The organism is Nostoc sp. NMS8, assembly GCF_017115045.1.
Lineage (GTDB): Bacteria > Cyanobacteriota > Cyanobacteriia > Cyanobacteriales > Nostocaceae > Nostoc.
This window is the reverse complement of sequence record NZ_JABXKK010000062.1, coordinates 61,604-78,212: the sequence shown is the minus strand read 5'-3', so window position 1 is coordinate 78,212 and position 16,609 is coordinate 61,604. Positions and strand designations below refer to the sequence as shown.

Genomic DNA, 16,609 nt, shown 5'->3' with positions numbered 1-16,609 from the left:
AGATTGTAATCTAACTGTGAATGCGGGTTAGCGATGTCTACGACGGGCTACGCCTACGCACTGGTTTGCTCCCGCTTTGCTCAAGCTTGATTAGCATTGGGATTTAAACGCATCATGATTTTTTCCGGTTCTGTCAAATTTTTAAATCCATAACGTCGATAAAGTCCATGAGCGTCTTTTGTACCTAACATCCATCTTTGAACATCTTGCAATTCTGGATATTCCAAAATATATTCTACAAACCATTTTCCTAAACCATGTCCTCGATAAGGCTCCAGAATAAAAACATCTTTTAATAACGCGGAAGTTGCATAATCAGTAATAACTCTCGCAAAGCCAACTTGTTGATTATCTTCATAAATTCCAAAACATAAAGAATTGTTTATTGACTTTTCAACAGTGGCTAACGGGATATTTTCAGCCCAATAGGAAGTTTGTAAAAAATCATGAATCATTTGAATATCTAATTTAGATTTATCGGTGTTAATGTAAAATCGATGTTTTAATTCCTCATTCATCTTGCTACATCTTTTATTTAATAGGTTGAAAAATTATAATTCATTTTTGGGGTCAATGGTTTTGTAGTGTCAAATGATGAAATTACTGAACCATTAGCTGGATAACAAAGGCTATATTCAGTATTCAAGGATATGGGTGCATCTACCATTGATTATGAATCAGCCTACAACAAAATCTTGGCAAGAAGTCCTCGCTGCTTTCAAACAAATCTGGGGTTATGAAGATTTTCGTCCGCCACAGGGAGAAATTGTCAGCAGTTTATTGGCACAAAAAGATGCGCTGATTATTATGCCCACAGGTGGCGGGAAGTCGATTTGTTTTCAACTTCCTGCACTTCTACAAACAGGACTAACCTTGGTAGTTTCGCCCTTAGTGGCGTTGATGGAAAATCAAGTACAGGAACTACTACAAAGCGGTCAAAAAGCAGCACTTTTGCATAGTGAATTATCTTCATTCCAACGCCGTACAACTCTGCAAGCTTTGGAACGTCAACAGCTAAGATTACTTTATTTATCGCCAGAAACTTTACTCAGTCCGCCAGTGTGGGAAAAATTATCTCAACCAAAATTGCAAATTAATGGCTTAATTTTGGATGAAGCTCATTGTTTAGTGCAGTGGGGTGATACTTTTCGCCCAGCTTATCGCAGATTAGGGGCGGTGCGTCCGGCATTGCTAAAATCAAAACTACCGGGAACAAAAATTAGTATCGCCGCTTTTACCGCTACTGCTGACCCTTCAGCCCAAAAAATTATTCAAACAGTTTTACAATTACAGCAACCAGAGATTTTTCGCTTGAATCCTTACCGTCCGAATTTGCATCCTAGCGTTCGCATTGCTTGGACACCACGAGGTAGAAAACAACAATTATTAAAGTTTATTCAAAATAGACCGCAACAATCGGGATTAGTTTATGTTCGCACTCGGAGAGATAGCGAAGATTTAGCTGAATGGTTAGCAGAGATGGGTTATGCCACAGCTAGCTATCATGCGGGATTGGGTGCAACAGAACGCCGTGAAGTAGAAGCAAGCTGGTTAAGTGGCAAAATGCCCTTTGTTGTGTGTACCTGTGCGTTTGGTATGGGGATAAATAAAAGTGATGTTCGCTGGGTGGCACATTTTCACGCGCCGCATCTGCTATCTGAATATGTGCAAGAAATTGGCCGCGCTGGAAGGGATGGGAAACCAGCCGAAGCGTTGACATTGGTAAGTGAACCTACGGGGTGGTTAGATTCAGGGGATAAGCAAAGACAGGAGTTTTTTCAAGAACAAATGCGATCGCAGCAACAAATAGCGCAGCAACTTGTGAAAAAATTACCAAAACAGGGAGAAGTGAGTGCAGTAACTCGACAATTTCCTGAAGGTGCGACGGCACTGGCTTTACTCCACAGCAGTGGTCAGTTAAACTGGCTTGACCCTTTTCATTACACGATTGGGCAAAAAGCCGGAAATCAGCCACCGACGCAATTACACGCCGCCAAACAGATGCAGCAATATCTGACTACAAAGCAGTGTCGTTGGCAATTTTTGTTAAACGCTTTTGGTTTTGACAAAGAAGCAGCTAACTGGCGTTGCGGACATTGCGATAATTGCTGTTAACTAACAGTCCGTTTCATTGGAATTTCTATCCAGAACTCACAGCCCTTACCAGCTTCAGAAACACACTTGATATTACCACCGTGTTTTTCGACAATAATTTGGTAGCTAATAGATAACCCTAAACCAGTGCCTTGTCCAGGTTGTTTGGTGGTAAAGAAAGGTTCAAAAATACGCGATCGCATCCTCTCTGGAATTCCACAACCGTTGTCAGCAATCCAAATCAGAATAGTATTCTCTTTTATGACTTCTGTACGAATCCAAATTTTGGGATTTTGAATTTTTTTTCTACTAGTTGCTGAGTTTTCTAGTGCATCGATCGCATTGTTGAGAATATTCATAAATACCTGATTTATCTGGCCTGCATAGCAGACTACTGGAGGTACTTCACCATATTGTTTAACTACTTCAATCACAAAAGAATTAGTCTCGGGTTGCAGTCGATGTTGTAAAATTAGCAAAGTACTATCGATGCCTTCATGAATATCTACTGGCTTCATTCCTGTTTCGTTAAGTCGAGAAAAGCTTCGTAACGACAAGACTAATTGAGAAATTCGATCTGCCCCTATCTTCATTGAAGTCAGAATTTTAGGAAAGTCATCACTAATAAAATCTAAATCTAATGCTGCTACTTGCTTTTGAATTTCTCCTGTTGTTTTGGGATACTGTTTTTGATAAAGGTGTAGTAATTTCAATAAATTTTCCGCATGTTCTGTAACATAAGTGATGTTGCCATAAATAAAACTAATCGGGTTATTAATTTCATGTGCTACACCAGCAACTAACTGCCCTAAGCCTGCCATTTTCTCACTTTGAATTAACTGGCTTTGAGTGTCCTGTAATTCTTTAAGAGTCTGTGTGATTTCTTCTTTTTGACGTTGAGTTTGTTCGAGTAATTCCGCTTGCTGAAGCCCTACTCCTAACTGAGTACCAATTTGCATCAGCAAATCTACTTCATCTTCTTGCCAATCACGGGGTTTGATATTTTGATAAGCTGCTAGTAACCCCCAAAGTTTCTCACCCTGAAAAATCGGCACAATCATATATGCCCTAGCCTCCATTAGCTCTATTAGGGCAAGATAAGGAATAGAATCATCGGTACTGTAAATATCCTTAATAACAAGAGTTTTACTATTAGTAAAATCTCCGCCTTGGATTTCTTGCAAGTAATTACTGGCGTAGGCGTAGCCCGTCGTAGACATCGCAGGTACAATAATATCCTTGACTGCTGTCCAATCTTGGGCTAGGGACTCAGCAACAAATTCCCCACTCCAATCAGCCCCGAATCGATAGATTGTCACTCGATCGACTTCCAATAGCCGCCGGACTTCTTCTGTACTGGTAGCAAAGATGGTGTCAATATCAAGAGACTGGCGAATTTTCTCCACCGTTGTGGCTAAAGCCTTTTCCCTTTGGGCTGCTTTCCGTTCTCGTTCCGCGGCTTTAGCCAGTTTTTGGGCTTGCACCTGCATCTGTTTCAAGGACTCAGCTTGCTGTAATGCTACCCCCAATTGAATGCCAACTTGTGCTAGCAAATTGATTTCTTCATCTTGCCAATAACGGGGCTGGGAATTTTGATAAGCTACTAGCAATCCCCACAGCTTTTCGCCCTGAGAAATTGGGACAAAAACTTCATTACGTGCATACTTACCTGCTTTCGTTCCCTGTACAAGAATGCGTTCGGTTACAGGCTGCGGCTTAACCACTGGTGTCCAGCCATCAACAATAGAATCAGCCACAAATTCGCCACTCCAATCAGGATAGAAGCGATAAATTGCGACTCGTTCCACTTCCAATAGCCGACGGACTTCTTGAGTAGTGGTTTTAAAGATGGCTTCAATATCAAGAGACTGACGAATTTTTTCTACGGTGTTTGCCAGCGCCCTTTGCCTTTCAGCAGCTTTGCTAATCTCTGCGGCTTGAATCTGCATTTGTTGGATAAATTCTGCTTGCTGCAAAGCTACACCTAATTGAGTGCCCACTTGGGTAAGCAAGTAAACCTCATCTTTTTGCCAATCACGATTTGTAGCATTCTGATACACTGCTAGCAGCCCCCAGAGCTTTTGACCGTGGTAAATGGCAATAATTACATAAGCTCTGGCTTGATATATCTCTAAGATTTTAATGTAGCAGTTGCTAAAGCCTGAATTGTAAATATCATTACAAACACGGTAAACTTCACATTTACTAAAACTACCACCCTCTGTATCTTGTAAGTAAGTATCAGCAACGGGGGGTTTAGCTAAATCTTTAGCACTACATTCACTGACGTTTTCTTTCAATTCCGGGCGCTGCGATTGTTCATGGATGAGAGAAATCCAACCCTCTGCTACTGATTCAAACACAAATTCACCACTCCAATCGGGGTTGAAGCGGTAGATGGCGACGCGATCGGCATTTAGCAGCCGCCTAAGTTCTCCGGTGGTTGTGTGGAAAATGTTTTCTAAATCTAGGAACTGACGAATTTTCTCAATGGTTATGGCTATGGTTTTCTGCCATTCGGCTGCTTTTTCTCTGGCTTTTGCTTGTGCTAGTTCTGCCGATTGTAGTTTTACTTGTTCTAGGTAATCTGCTTGCTGCAAGGCAACTTCGAGATGTTCGGCGATCAATTGCACAAACTCAATTTCTGACGCTTCCCATTGGCGAGGACTACTACACTGATGAATACACAACAAGCCCCATAAATCTTTACCTTTCATCAAGGGGGCAGCTATGTTGGCACGAACTTGAAATCTTTCTAGCATCTGGAGGTAAGAATCACTGACACTAGCTTGATATATATCAGCAATTGCTTTAATCTGACCTTGCCGATAGAGTCTTGCAAACTCCTCAGCAAAATAGCGGTCAGATAGTTTGGCTGCTAGTGCTGAACCCCATTCTGTTCCCACATCTTCATAGATAAATTCCCCTTCCCATGCCAACTCAGGATAAAAACGAAATACGCCAACCCGATCGCTTTTCATCAGCTGACGTACTTCGGTGACTGTAATTTTGAAGATGGTTTCTATATCTAGAGATTCCCGAATATGGGCAATAACTCCAGACAAGGCTTTTTGTTGCTCATTCTGACGGAGAGAGAATGTCACATCTGAATGAGATTGTTGCTGTTCTGAATTTGGTTCTATGGGTTGAGTAGTAGAGGAGTTTTCCATTCCCAGTGGGACTTTAAGTATTGAAAGTCTTCTATCTCATGATTCCCGTTGCGATCGCAAAGGTAACAGTTATTTCCTGGGAATGTCAAAAAAACAATATAGGGACACGATAATATCATGTCCCTACAAAAAGATTGTTCAACCACAAAGGAATTATCGCCGCTTAGGAGGGGCGCTGCGGGTGGTGCGTTTCTCTTCATCTCGGCGACGGCGATCGCGCCAATCTGCCAGGGTTAAATAACCAATACCACCAGTGACTACTACGAGTAGCAGTACGGCTACTAAAGCTAAAATACTCAAAAATGGACTTTCCACAATGCCTCTACAGTCCGTTACGTCCCCACACTACCATTGCAATTGACCAAGTGAACACAACTAACAGCGATACCCAACCTAGTGTCAAAATCTCCATAGTCCCACTTTTCAAGTAATTACAAAAGGTTTCCTAATATTTATCATACAGGGATTGGGCAGGCTCAGATTTTTTATCTAATGACATTGGAACTTTGGCGATCCCACGCCAAGGAGACACTATCTTTTATTGATACCCTCCTACTTTACGTAATTATAAAGACGAATGTAAAAAAGTAGCGATCGCGCTTTTTCAATTGATGATTTGGGAATACTAGGGCAATGGGTATATATTTCAAATCTCGTAACCCTTAGTATCATGCCGACATTTTTCAACAATTATTTCCAAACTAACGATTTTATTCCCCACGGACATTGTTATCTCTGGCAAACTGGATTAGTTTGGCTGCACATTATTTCTGATGCCGCGATCGCTCTTGCCTATTATTCAATTCCTTTCCTATTAATTTACTTTATTTACAAACGCAGAGACGTTCCTTTTAATGGAGTATTTCTATTATTTGGTGCTTTTATCATTGCCTGCGGTACTGGACATTTGATGGAAATTTGGACGCTTTGGCATCCAGATTATTGGATTGCAGGTGCTTTAAAAGCTCTAACTGCCATTATTTCAATATATACGGCATTCGCGTTAATTGATCTCATGCCTCAAGCTCTGACGCTACCTAGCCCTTCCCAATTAGAAGCGATCAATCGAGTGCTTTCAACTGAAATTGTCGAACGCAAGCGCATCGAGAAAGAACTACGCCTTGCAGAAGAAATCGCTCAAAACTCCAGCCAAGCAAAGAGTGAATTTCTTGCAAATATGAGTCATGAACTACGCACACCCCTCAACGGCATCCTTGGCTATACCCAAATTCTCCAACGCACAGAATCTTTAAGTGAAAAAGGACGTAAAGGAGTCGGCATTATTTATCAATGTGGTTCTCATCTTTTAACCTTAATTAATGATGTCCTGGATCTCTCCAAGATAGAAGCTCGAAAACTGGAACTGCATTCTGTTGATTTCTTCTTACCTTCCTTTCTAGATAGTGTGACTGAAATTTGCCGCATCCGAGCAGAACAAAAGGTCATTGCCTTTGATGTCCAACTCGATCCTAATTTGCCAACAGGTATTCATGGTGATGAAAAACGCTTACGACAAGTATTGATTAATTTACTTAGTAATGCCATTAAATTTACTAATCAAGGCAATGTCACTTTCAAGGTTCAAGTCATTGAGAAAGAATTAAAGACTAATGAAAAAACTAACTACAAAATTCGCTTTGAGGTGATAGATACTGGCACAGGTATAATCCCCGAACAAGCTGAAAAAATCTTCCAGCCCTTTGAGCAAGTCGGAAATCAGAAACGACAATCGGAAGGTACAGGTTTGGGATTAGCAATCAGCCAAAAAATTGTGTTGTTGATGGGTGGTCAAATTCAGGTGCAAAGTGAACTTGGCAAGGGTAGTACTTTCTGGTTTGAAGCAAAATTCTCAGAATCTAAAGACTGGGCAAAGGTTTCGAGAATAGTTGAGCAGGGAACTATTATTGGTTATCAGGGACAACGCCGCACCATTTTGATTGCAGATGACAAATGGGAAAACCGATCGGTAATTGTAAATTTACTAGAGCCAGTTGGGTTTATTGTTGTAGAAGCTAGTCATGGTCAGGAAGGTTGGGAACAGGCTATAGCACATAAACCAGACTTGATTATCACTGACCTAGTGATGCCTATATTGGATGGATTTGAATTTATTAGTCGTTTGCGTAAATCTGAAAAGTTTAAAGATATTACTGTCATTGCTTCATCAGCAAGTGTATTTGCAGCCGACCAATATAAGAGCATTGATCTAGGTGCAGATGCCTTTCTACCAAAGCCTGTAGAAGCTGAAGCGCTATTGGAAATTCTACGGAAGTTTTTGCAACTGGAATGGATTTTTGATGGCAAGGTAGACGCGATTCAAAAAAATCAGGCAGGTGATATGGATCAAAAAAATGAGATAATTTATCCCGCCAATGAGGTTTTACAACAGTTACTCGAACTCATCCAAGACGGCGATATTCAAAAAGTTTTGGAACTGGCTGAACAACTTTCTGCATCTGATGAAAAACTAAACATTTTTACTCAACATCTGAGCCAGCTTGCTAGTAATTTCCAACTCAAACGCTTGGAAACTTTTGTTGAACAATACATCAATTAATTTGAGTTGAATTTTACTTTTAAATGGATCATGAACAAGAAGCAAAATACTGGATTTATTTTGATTGTGGATGATAATCCAACAAATTTATCTCTCCTATGTGAAGCGCTCAATAGTGAGGGTTTTCGTTTCCGTGTTGCAGTCGATGGTGAAAGTGCGATCGCTCAAGCCGAACGGAATCAACCAGAGTTGATTTTGCTGGATGTACAAATGCCAGGTATTGACGGATTTGAAACTTGTCGTCGTCTCAAAGCCAATCCTGTCACCCAAAACATTCCAATTATTTTCACCACTGCCTTAGCAGATACAGAGAGCAAAACGAAGGGATTTTCCCTTGGTGCAGTAGACTATATCCCGAAACCCTTTGCACAAGAGGAAGTTATTGCTAGAGTGCGCGTGCATTTACAACTTAAACAATTCAATGAATCTTTGGAACAACAAGTTAGCGATCGCACTAGGGCTTTGCAACAAGCCCAAGTCCAACTAGTGCAGCAAGAGAAACTATCAACACTCGGAGAGTTAATCGCTGGGATTGGCCATGAAATCAATAACCCCGTCAACTTTATTTCTAGCAATATTCCACCTTTGCAAGAATACATTGCCGGAGTAACTAAGTTGCTTCTACTGTATGAACAAGAGTATCCAAACCCAACAGCTAAAATTGCCACTGCTATTGAGGACTTGGATCTAAACTTTGTTCTCGAAGATATGGTAAAAATTTTGAACTCACTCAAGCTAGGAAGCGAACGAATTCAAAACCTTTCTAATTCACTCCGCAACTTCTGTCGCTCAGATAGTGATAAAAAAATTTCTGCTGATTTGCACCAAGGATTAGATAGTACACTCATGATTTTGCAACACCGCCTTAAAGCTAATGGCGATCGTCCCCAGATTGAAGTTATTAAAAATTATGGTGTATTACCACATATAAACTGCTATTTAGGACAGATGAATCAAGTATTTATGAATATTCTGGCAAATGCAGTTGATGCCCTTGATGACGCTATCATACAAGGCAAAATCAGTAATCTAATTCCTCGGATTAAAATTACTACAGAAATAGATTCGGAACAATTGATTATAATTCGGATTGCTGATAATGGAATTGGTGTTCCTGAACGGCTGAAAAAACGCTTATTTGAGCCGTTATTTACCACAAAAACTGTTGGTAAAGGTACTGGACTTGGTTTGTCGATCGCTTATGAAATAGTTGTAGAAAAACACAACGGTGTATTAGAAGTAAATTCTCAACCAGGTGGGGGAACCGAATTTATCATCAAAATGCCCGATGACAGCATTTAATTAATTACAATTATTTGAGTAAGTTTATTGAAGCAGTGAAGGCAACTTTAGATTCTCAATTAATGGCAGAGCGCCTAGAATCCCTCAAGGCTGGAATAGTTGGAGGTTTTTCCCTATTTTCTGCCTTCGCTATCGCCAGTCTTTTGAATACTTTTGTACTAGCGAAGTATTTTCAGACACTCGTAAGTCTGCAAAGTGATGTGAATTGGCACTTGTGGGTAAGTGGTGCGATCGCAACTTTTATTGGTTTCCTATTTGGTGTTACCTACCGCTATATCATTCGCTCAGATCAAAATCCTCAACTCAAAGCTGGCGGTGTATTGGCTTTTGGCTTGGTGCGGGGATTAACTCAGATAGAACTTGGCTGGAATTCTAATAGCACGATTTGGCCTTTTTTGATATTGGCGGCAGAAAGTTTATTGTGGTTTGTGTTGGCTGCGATCGCTCTTGATCTCGCTATTCAATTCCGTTGGGTTAAACCTTTTTCATCAATCTAAATTCTCTTTGTCAAGTTCTTGTTTGGTAGAGGGTTGTGGTTCAAATAGATAAAAAAGACTGTAAGCATCACGTCATTGTATTACAATAAATACAATAAAGTTACAGTAATTTACGTATCTTCCAAAAAATACGTATGAATAGTATAACTAATGATAATTATCAATACCCAATTACATGATATGAATACTAAAATATCCCACTATTATTTGATAATCGATCTTGAAGCTACGTGCTGTAACAGTAGAACTATTCCCCGTCACGAAATGGAAATCATCGAAATTGGTGCGGTGATGCTCAATCGAACAACGTGGGAAATTGATTCTGAATTTCAGCAATTCATCCAACCTGTGAGACATGCCCAACTGACAGATTTTTGCACCGAATTGACTAGTATTCGCCAGCAAGATGTTGACGAAGCACCAAAATTTTTAGAGGCAATTTCTCGCTTAAAAGAATGGATTTATTCATTTCCCAACCATATTTTTTGTTCTTGGGGTAATTACGACAAAAAGCAATTTATTCAAGATTGCGCGTTTCATAATTTATCTTATCCTTTTACTTCAGAACACATAAATATCAAAGAGAAATTTTCAGAATATCTTGGCGTGTCTAAAAAATTTGGTATGGCACAGGCTCTCAATGAGTTGGGAATAGAATTAAAAGGCACACACCATCGTGGTATTGATGATGCCCGCAACATTGCAGCTATCTACAGACAGATGAAAAACAAACAACTAAGCTGAATAATCGAAAATTCTTAGTTGTGTAGCCTAGCTAAAGTAGTGGATAGTATTTAGCTATTATGGTGTAGACAAGATGTTCATAAAATACAGGCGAGACGCCCACACATAACAGAACTATTATTATTCTTAACAAAGAAACTTTTTGGTTACAAGGTTTGAATTATAGATTTAACAAAATAAAAGTTTATACTAATTTGAAAAATGATTACGACAGATGGATTAATAGAACCCAGACAGAGAAGGCGATTCCCAATCCAAAATCTTAAATCTTAAATCCAAAATGGCATTAGCTATTTTATTTTTGCTCTAATTACCTGACAACTGAGGTAATATACGTATTATTTGGCTTGATTTAGCTGCAAAACAACAGTCTACGATCAGATCAGAAGCCAATAATATTGATTTTGAGGCCGCAATTTATGATAAAATTTTGGGGAAAAACAATAGTTTTTTTCTTCACAACAATCATTTTGACAATTCTGCTAAGTTCTCATGAACTAGTACTAATAGCTGAGGCACAATCTTCTACACCAACACCAACAGCTGCTAGATCGTTTACCACTGTAGCTTATCCTAATAGGTCATTAAGTGCTTCTCCAGCACAGCTACCACCGTTGCCTTATGCTTATGGGGCACTAGAAAAAGCTATTGATGCAGAAACGATGAAATTGCATCATGATGCACATCATGCCACCTATGTCAAAAACTTAAATGACGCATTGAAGCAGTATCCAGATTTGCAAAAAAGAAGTGTTGAAAGTTTACTACTGGATTTGAACAGCGTACCTGAAGATATTCGGACAAAGGTACGTAATAACGCTGGTGGTCATCTCAACCATACGATTTTTTGGCAACTGATGAGTCCCCAAGGTGGAGGAGAACCATCAGGAGCGATCGCTCAAGAAATTAACCGAACTTTTGGCAGTTTTGACGCCTTTAAAAAACAGTTTAATGCAGCGGGTACTACTCGTTTCGGTAGTGGTTGGGTTTGGCTAGTACGTAACCCCCAAAATCAACTCCAGATTGTCACTACAGCAAATCAAGATAACCCGATTACGGACGGTTCATATCCGATTATCGGTAATGATTTGTGGGAACATGCTTATTACCTGAAATATCGCAACCGTCGGGCTGAGTATTTGAATAATTGGTGGAATGTGGTGAATTGGCCGCAGATTAACAGGCGATATCTTTCCTTGGGAACGCCACGCTAACGGTAAGCTTCTCTTCTCTACGGGAGGCTATGCGTAGCAAAATCCCCAAAGGGATATAGGAATAACTGTCAAGAATGCCAAACCGCTTATAGACATCTAAACAGAGCTAACTATGGAGGTAGCTTTGTTTAGATAAATTCTAAATCCCCGTAACATAATTATGAATTACGAGTTTTTAAAGACTGCTGTTTATAACGCACTATACATAGTAGAACAATTAGCAATATAAGCGCTTTCATCATTGATGGCTCCACTACTTTTCTCACTTCCGTAGGGGGTTTAGGAGTAACATTACACGGAATCTCGATGATCTGTGTGTGATCGGAACCATTACCACTAGGAGTCAGATCGCATTCACCTTTGTTGGTGAGAGACAAAGGTGTATTTGTTGGAGAAGGTGTATTTCCTAAAGAAACTGATGATTTAGCTGAAGAACTATCACCACTCAGTAGTAGAAGCAGAATTAAACCAAGACCTGCAACTCCGATTATTGGCCCTAGTGGAAATGAATCAGAATTGTCGGGTGTCAAAACATCTCCATCAGAACCAGGGAAACCATCGAAAGCAATTGTTTCTCCATCCAACGGTACTGGATTGTCACTTAGTAAAGTATCTCCGGCAATATCTTCTCCTAATATCTGATTAAATTCTTGTGGAATCCCGTTATTGGGGCGTCCGAGTTCCCCACCGTCTTCGGAGTATGGAAAGGATAGTACTTCAAAAATCTTCTGTTGGAGTTGGTTCTGATCTCCAGAACTCAATGCATCCAAGCCTGTAGAGATTTTATTTAAATAAAAATTTGTCATCTCCGGCGATAGACCTAGAGATTGAATCTGCTCCTTAATATTGGAAATTTTCGAGGCCTCTTCAAACAGCAGTCGTCCGTATGACAATTTTAGGTCTAGTAATCCATTGCGGAGACTGACTGAGTTATCTACTCCTGAGTATGGTGCCCAGTAGAACTGCTTAGTTACAAGTCCGAGTCCTTCTACTGGATTGCGACCAAAAGGTTGTCCAAGAAGGTATTGAGATCCATCCATGATTGCGGGAGATGCGTTTCTCCAAAATGAGGCGTAAGGCACCGCAGAGAGATTAGGATTATTGCCGTAGAAGCTAGCGAAATTCTGAAAGTTTTTCTCACCACCGGCTGCTCGCATCAGGAGATTTTGATAACTAGTTCCGTTATTTAACTCTACTAATTGTTGGATTACCGATCCTGTTTTATTGCAGGTCAGACCAAATCCCACATCACATGCAGGAATGACTCGCATCTGATTCAAATTCTGGTTATTGAGTTGGTACTGGAGATACTCAGACTCCAGCCCTTGTTGGATACCATAGCGTCCAACATTTAACTGTGCAAAAGCAGATTGACATGTAGTGAGTACTACTGCAACAGATGAAAATGCGATCGCTGCAAACCGACTCGCTTTCGACATCGCAATTCTTTGAACAATTGATTTAGGCAAGATGCACCTCCACTAAACGACAACGATTTAATTGGGGATTGGGAAATCAATGAGTCTTTGATGTGAATACTTCAAGTTCTATCTCCCCTAGTCCCCAGTCCCCAGTCCCCAATTCAACTCTTAGGTAAATAAATGTTGATCGTGATTCCTGTACCTTTGAGATTTCCTGATGAGAGTGAGTGATACAAGACCAATCCCCGGTTTGGTTGGTCGAAAAGAAACCCCCGACGTGTGGGTTTGATCTTCCCTTGCTTTACTAAGGAAACGAAGGTTTCTAAATATCTACGGATACCTTGACGGTTCTCTTGAGTAGTATTCGTATGATGCTCAATCAGCATCATAAAGAAGTCCAAGCTACGATTTTCCTGCCCTTGAATCAGACTCCCCTCATCAAGGAAAGAGCTTGCTATAAGCCTGTTATCAACTTGTTTAACCTTAAATAGAGTAAAGTAACGCCCTTCTTTTTTAGGATCGTTCGCATAGCAGACCCAAGAACCCTCTTTATTCTGTGTAAAACCCTGTTCAGCAAGGTAAGAAAGGAAAGAGTTATTTGTCTTAGTCTGTGGTGGAGGCAATAAGTCCTCAATGGGATCTAAAGAGCAAATCCTCTGTGTTGCTTTCGGTTGAGAAACAGCATGATTTTCCCGAAGACGGACGCGTAGAGGTCTGTCATCAGCCATTGCCATACTAGACATGGCAGCCAAAAAAGATACTTGGAGAGCGATCGCTCCAAACAAACTAACAATGATATTCATGTTTTTCCTGTTACTCTTAGTTACGTTGTTAATAATCGATTTTTTACTAAATCAAGATTGATCTAGCAGTCCTAAATCATTTGTTGAATTTAAGTATTTGCCTCATTTGCTAGAGGTAGCTTAAGTTTTCATCAATCAAATAGAACTTTTATATATAGGTAACTAAATACAAAAATAATCAATATCTAAATAAAACACACAATATTCATGTATTGTTGACAACATAAATCGGGCTTTTTGATATTTTTACATATACAAAAAACAGTTGACATTGTGTCAAAATTTTTCTATTTACTCTTGTCTAATTTTTTGCCATTCTAAAAGAGTTTTATGCCTTTTTAGCTGGCTAACATGATTCCTAAAAAGGCTTTATTTAGCTCTTTAGTACCTTATATAAGCAAATTTCCAAAAGCTCCGTGCCTTACAAATTGGCGCTTTCGTTGATTTCCTGGATAGGTCGAATAATTTTTTCCTCTTTGGAAGCAGCACACTTAACTAGTTGTTTCAGCATGGTTGCAATTTAATGTATAAAATAATATCTCCCTGACAGTAAAATAATATTACCATGAGCTTGAGACGTGCAACAGTATTGTGGACAGTTATCAAAGTTGTACACTGGCAATTGTCACCACCTCTTCATTAAATTTCATGGCAAATAGGCGAGATATACAGGGTAAACACATCTAAATTACTCTCAATCGCAACCAACCCTAAGAAGCAACAAAAAATCAGTATTTCCAGTTTTATTTATTTTTCAAGTCTCAAAATGATTACTAAGCCGAGCTACGCCAACGCTAAAATCTTTGTCGGTAAGCAAGGATTAATGAGATTATTAGACTTATTGATAATATTTCAATCTTATTGACATGGTGCGATCGCCCCGGATAGCAGACAAAGGGAAGTACTTAGAACAATGTTATAAATATATACTAAGTGCGGGAAATTGCAAAGCGATCGCCTGAAGATAGCTGAGTCAGCCCTGCAATTAGTTCTTCAAGAAAAAAACTCACTTACCAAAGATGAGCAAAAACGCCAATTAACACTAGCGGCTGTGACAGCTATTGCAGATTATGCACCTGGTAGTGAATTAGATACATTCTCTGACTTACAAGGAGAAGACTTTTGCGACTATCCAGATTAAGACTTCCACAACTCAGGAAATTATGTATAGAGGTGAAGTCTGGTTAGTTAATTTAGATCCAACAGTAGGGACAGAAATTAGCAAAAAACGCCCTTGTATCATAGTAAATGATGATGCTTTGGAATTTTGCCTTTGAAGGTCATTGTCCCAGTTACGGATTGGAAAGAAAGATATGCTGTTAGACCTTGGATGGTGCGGCTGGAACCAAGCACAGAGAACAGTTTAGCTAAAGTTTCTGGTATAGATACTTTTCAAATACGTTCAGTTTCAGAAACAAGATTAGTTAGAAAACTAGGTCAACTCTCTGACTCAGAAATGCAACTTGTTTGTCAAGCATTAGCTGTTGTCTTAAATATTTCTCACCCAATATATTAGCGATCGCTTTTTTTAACGAACCACTCAAGGCATAAAGGACACAGAGGAAGCAGAGGGCGATCGCACTGTGCAGATTTTGCAGGCGATCGCTCTTTTTAAATAACTACAGAGGCGTAGAGAAGACAGAGGGAAGAAAAGAGCGATCGCACGCTGAAGATTTTGCAGGCGATCGCTATTTTTAACGAACCTTTCTAGGCGCAGAGCAGACAGAGGAAAAAAAGGAGCGATCGCACTTTAGAGATTTTTCAGGCGATCACTCTTTTAACGAACCTTTCTAGGCACAGAGGAAGAAGAGGGGCGATCGCACTGTAGAGATTTTTCAGGCGATCGCTAAGAAAGCTACAAGGACTTCCGAAGTTACATGAAGTATAATAAAAAACGTAAAATTGAGAGTCAGGTGTATTAATGTCTATCGTAAAACTTACCTTGCATGAAGGTTCTGGTAAAAGACTGGAATCTGTATGGAAAGGAGTATGCCCTATATGTCAAAAAGAGCGTCTTTTTAATCACCAGTACTTTGATACTAATATTGCATTTGCCATATTTTCTGAAGTGACTAAAACTTTTTGGACTAAAGGCAAATCTTTTGTAGATTTACTTAGTGCAACAAATGCTATTGATGTTATAGGCTGTGAACAATGCCATCATCCTATGGCTATTTGTCCTTTTTGCAATATGGCTTTCAGCACAGATGTTAATGCCTCAATTTATCATTGTCCTCAATGCAATAAGGATTTAGCTTAAAGTTGTCTCTCCCAAAAAGTTTTGGTTTTGCAGGATTTCGATTAAATAAGTTGACATAGAAAACAAAAAATGAGATTTATAATGAACACATCTCCTGTGTTATTCGTATCTGATTTTGAGCGCAGCTTAATATTATATGATGCTATAATGACAGCACTAGATTTTACTCGATGCAATAACTTTGAAGCAAATGGTAGAAGAGAAGCACAATATTGTTTTGACGAAGATTCAAAAGTTTTGTCAATTATTGAAACCCCAGACTATCCTTCAGGAACTACCCAACTTTTTACTAGTTTGTCTAGTTTCCCAGCTAAAAATCAGAGTGCTGTAGATAGATTTTTTGTGGCTGCCATAATAAATGGAGCTACTGAAATTGAAAAACCAGGCTTAAGAGAAAACAACTGTTATACTACTTCTGTAAAAGACCTAGATGGTCATCATATTGGAGCTTTTTGGCTTAATTCAAATTGATTACCCTAATTTTCAGATTCCTTGTTTGACTAAAAAACTTACCTTCAGATTTTTAAATCTGAAGGCAAGCCAACTC

The 16,609-nt window shown here is 39.5% G+C and carries 17 protein-coding genes; 11 read left to right on the top strand and 6 right to left on the bottom strand.

Features of this window, described 5'->3' with window-relative positions:
* Window positions 1-80: 80 nt before the first annotated feature.
* The gene (locus HWQ39_RS11100; RefSeq protein ID WP_292844162.1) at window positions 81-518 is read right to left on the bottom strand and encodes a GNAT family N-acetyltransferase; all 438 of its coding nucleotides are present in this window, start codon (window positions 516-518) and stop codon (window positions 81-83) included.
* Between the two features lie 154 nt (window positions 519-672).
* Between HWQ39_RS11100 and HWQ39_RS11095 the strand changes: the two genes are divergently transcribed.
* A complete protein-coding gene (locus HWQ39_RS11095) occupies window positions 673-2,115 on the top strand; it encodes an ATP-dependent DNA helicase RecQ (RefSeq protein WP_292844160.1) in 1,443 nt (480 codons plus the stop codon).
* Here the strand turns inward: HWQ39_RS11095 and HWQ39_RS11090 are convergent.
* From HWQ39_RS11090 to petN, 3 genes are all read right to left on the bottom strand, one after another.
* Complete coding sequence (locus HWQ39_RS11090; protein ID WP_292844158.1) at window positions 2,112-5,264, bottom strand: GAF domain-containing protein; 3,153 nt, start codon at window positions 5,262-5,264, stop codon at window positions 2,112-2,114. The two genes, HWQ39_RS11095 and HWQ39_RS11090, sit on opposite strands and share 4 nt — an antisense overlap.
* Before the next feature lie 153 nt (window positions 5,265-5,417).
* On the bottom strand, window positions 5,418-5,579 hold the full coding sequence (locus tag HWQ39_RS11085) for a hypothetical protein (RefSeq protein WP_292844156.1): 162 nt from the start codon (window positions 5,577-5,579) through the stop codon (window positions 5,418-5,420).
* 7 nt (window positions 5,580-5,586) lie between these two features.
* Window positions 5,587-5,676 carry a cytochrome b6-f complex subunit PetN gene (gene petN, locus HWQ39_RS11080; RefSeq protein WP_012408302.1) on the bottom strand — a complete coding sequence of 30 codons (90 nt, stop codon included), beginning with the start codon at window positions 5,674-5,676 and terminating at the stop codon, window positions 5,587-5,589.
* A gap of 258 nt (window positions 5,677-5,934) precedes the next feature.
* Here petN and HWQ39_RS11075 point away from each other — a divergent pair, with 258 nt between their 5' ends.
* From HWQ39_RS11075 to HWQ39_RS11055, 5 genes are all read left to right on the top strand, one after another.
* Window positions 5,935-7,821 carry an ATP-binding protein gene (locus tag HWQ39_RS11075; protein WP_292844154.1) on the top strand — a complete coding sequence of 629 codons (1,887 nt, stop codon included), beginning with the start codon at window positions 5,935-5,937 and terminating at the stop codon, window positions 7,819-7,821.
* Between the two features lie 30 nt (window positions 7,822-7,851).
* The gene (locus tag HWQ39_RS11070; RefSeq protein ID WP_292844152.1) at window positions 7,852-9,123 is read left to right on the top strand and encodes a response regulator; all 1,272 of its coding nucleotides are present in this window, start codon (window positions 7,852-7,854) and stop codon (window positions 9,121-9,123) included.
* 62 nt (window positions 9,124-9,185) lie between these two features.
* The gene (locus HWQ39_RS11065; RefSeq protein WP_292844416.1) at window positions 9,186-9,620 is read left to right on the top strand and encodes a hypothetical protein; all 435 of its coding nucleotides are present in this window, start codon (window positions 9,186-9,188) and stop codon (window positions 9,618-9,620) included.
* A gap of 180 nt (window positions 9,621-9,800) precedes the next feature.
* Window positions 9,801-10,364: a 3'-5' exonuclease gene (locus HWQ39_RS11060; RefSeq protein ID WP_292844413.1), complete on the top strand. Its 564-nt coding sequence runs from the start codon at window positions 9,801-9,803 to the stop codon at window positions 10,362-10,364.
* Between the two features lie 419 nt (window positions 10,365-10,783).
* Complete coding sequence (locus HWQ39_RS11055) at window positions 10,784-11,578, top strand: superoxide dismutase (RefSeq protein ID WP_292844150.1); 795 nt, start codon at window positions 10,784-10,786, stop codon at window positions 11,576-11,578.
* Window positions 11,579-11,736: 158 nt separating this feature from the next.
* Here the strand turns inward: HWQ39_RS11055 and HWQ39_RS11050 are convergent, their stop codons facing one another.
* On the bottom strand, window positions 11,737-13,047 hold the full coding sequence (locus tag HWQ39_RS11050) for a hypothetical protein (protein ID WP_292844148.1): 1,311 nt from the start codon (window positions 13,045-13,047) through the stop codon (window positions 11,737-11,739).
* 113 nt (window positions 13,048-13,160) lie between these two features.
* Window positions 13,161-13,802, bottom strand: coding sequence for a hypothetical protein (locus tag HWQ39_RS11045; protein ID WP_292844146.1), 642 nt, complete (start codon window positions 13,800-13,802; stop codon window positions 13,161-13,163).
* 943 nt (window positions 13,803-14,745) lie between these two features.
* Here HWQ39_RS11045 and HWQ39_RS11040 point away from each other — a divergent pair.
* From HWQ39_RS11040 to HWQ39_RS11025, 5 genes are all read left to right on the top strand, one after another.
* Window positions 14,746-14,943 carry a hypothetical protein gene (locus HWQ39_RS11040; RefSeq protein ID WP_292844144.1) on the top strand — a complete coding sequence of 66 codons (198 nt, stop codon included), beginning with the start codon at window positions 14,746-14,748 and terminating at the stop codon, window positions 14,941-14,943.
* 22 nt (window positions 14,944-14,965) lie between these two features.
* Window positions 14,966-15,079 carry a type II toxin-antitoxin system PemK/MazF family toxin gene (locus HWQ39_RS34380; RefSeq protein ID WP_366932256.1) on the top strand — a complete coding sequence of 38 codons (114 nt, stop codon included), beginning with the start codon at window positions 14,966-14,968 and terminating at the stop codon, window positions 15,077-15,079.
* Window positions 15,076-15,318 carry a type II toxin-antitoxin system PemK/MazF family toxin gene (locus HWQ39_RS11035; RefSeq protein WP_366932255.1) on the top strand — a complete coding sequence of 81 codons (243 nt, stop codon included), beginning with the start codon at window positions 15,076-15,078 and terminating at the stop codon, window positions 15,316-15,318. Before HWQ39_RS34380 ends, HWQ39_RS11035 begins: the two co-directional genes overlap by 4 nt.
* Before the next feature lie 405 nt (window positions 15,319-15,723).
* Window positions 15,724-16,062 carry a hypothetical protein gene (locus HWQ39_RS11030; protein WP_292844142.1) on the top strand — a complete coding sequence of 113 codons (339 nt, stop codon included), beginning with the start codon at window positions 15,724-15,726 and terminating at the stop codon, window positions 16,060-16,062.
* An 81-nt stretch (window positions 16,063-16,143) separates the two neighbouring features.
* On the top strand, window positions 16,144-16,533 hold the full coding sequence (locus tag HWQ39_RS11025) for a hypothetical protein (RefSeq protein WP_292844140.1): 390 nt from the start codon (window positions 16,144-16,146) through the stop codon (window positions 16,531-16,533).
* Window positions 16,534-16,609 lie beyond the last annotated feature (76 nt).

Bases quoted from the DNA above. Each gene is read 5' to 3' on its own strand.
- HWQ39_RS11060 (WP_292844413.1), top strand. From the start codon at position 9,801: ATGAATACTAAAATATCCCACTATTATTTGATAATCGATCTTGAAGCT.
- HWQ39_RS11065 (WP_292844416.1), top strand. From the start codon at position 9,186: ATGGCAGAGCGCCTAGAATCCCTCAAGGCTGGAATAGTTGGAGGTTTT.
- HWQ39_RS11095 (WP_292844160.1), top strand. From the start codon at position 673: ATGAATCAGCCTACAACAAAATCTTGGCAAGAAGTCCTCGCTGCTTTC.
- HWQ39_RS34380 (WP_366932256.1), top strand. From the start codon at position 14,966: ATGTATAGAGGTGAAGTCTGGTTAGTTAATTTAGATCCAACAGTAGGG.
- HWQ39_RS11025 (WP_292844140.1), top strand. From the start codon at position 16,144: ATGAACACATCTCCTGTGTTATTCGTATCTGATTTTGAGCGCAGCTTA.
- HWQ39_RS11075 (WP_292844154.1), top strand. From the start codon at position 5,935: ATGCCGACATTTTTCAACAATTATTTCCAAACTAACGATTTTATTCCC.
- petN (WP_012408302.1), bottom strand. From the start codon at position 5,676: ATGGAGATTTTGACACTAGGTTGGGTATCGCTGTTAGTTGTGTTCACT.
- HWQ39_RS11090 (WP_292844158.1), bottom strand. From the start codon at position 5,264: ATGGAAAACTCCTCTACTACTCAACCCATAGAACCAAATTCAGAACAG.
- HWQ39_RS11055 (WP_292844150.1), top strand. From the start codon at position 10,784: ATGATAAAATTTTGGGGAAAAACAATAGTTTTTTTCTTCACAACAATC.
- HWQ39_RS11100 (WP_292844162.1), bottom strand. From the start codon at position 518: ATGAATGAGGAATTAAAACATCGATTTTACATTAACACCGATAAATCT.
- HWQ39_RS11045 (WP_292844146.1), bottom strand. From the start codon at position 13,802: ATGAATATCATTGTTAGTTTGTTTGGAGCGATCGCTCTCCAAGTATCT.
- HWQ39_RS11030 (WP_292844142.1), top strand. From the start codon at position 15,724: ATGTCTATCGTAAAACTTACCTTGCATGAAGGTTCTGGTAAAAGACTG.
- HWQ39_RS11070 (WP_292844152.1), top strand. From the start codon at position 7,852: ATGAACAAGAAGCAAAATACTGGATTTATTTTGATTGTGGATGATAAT.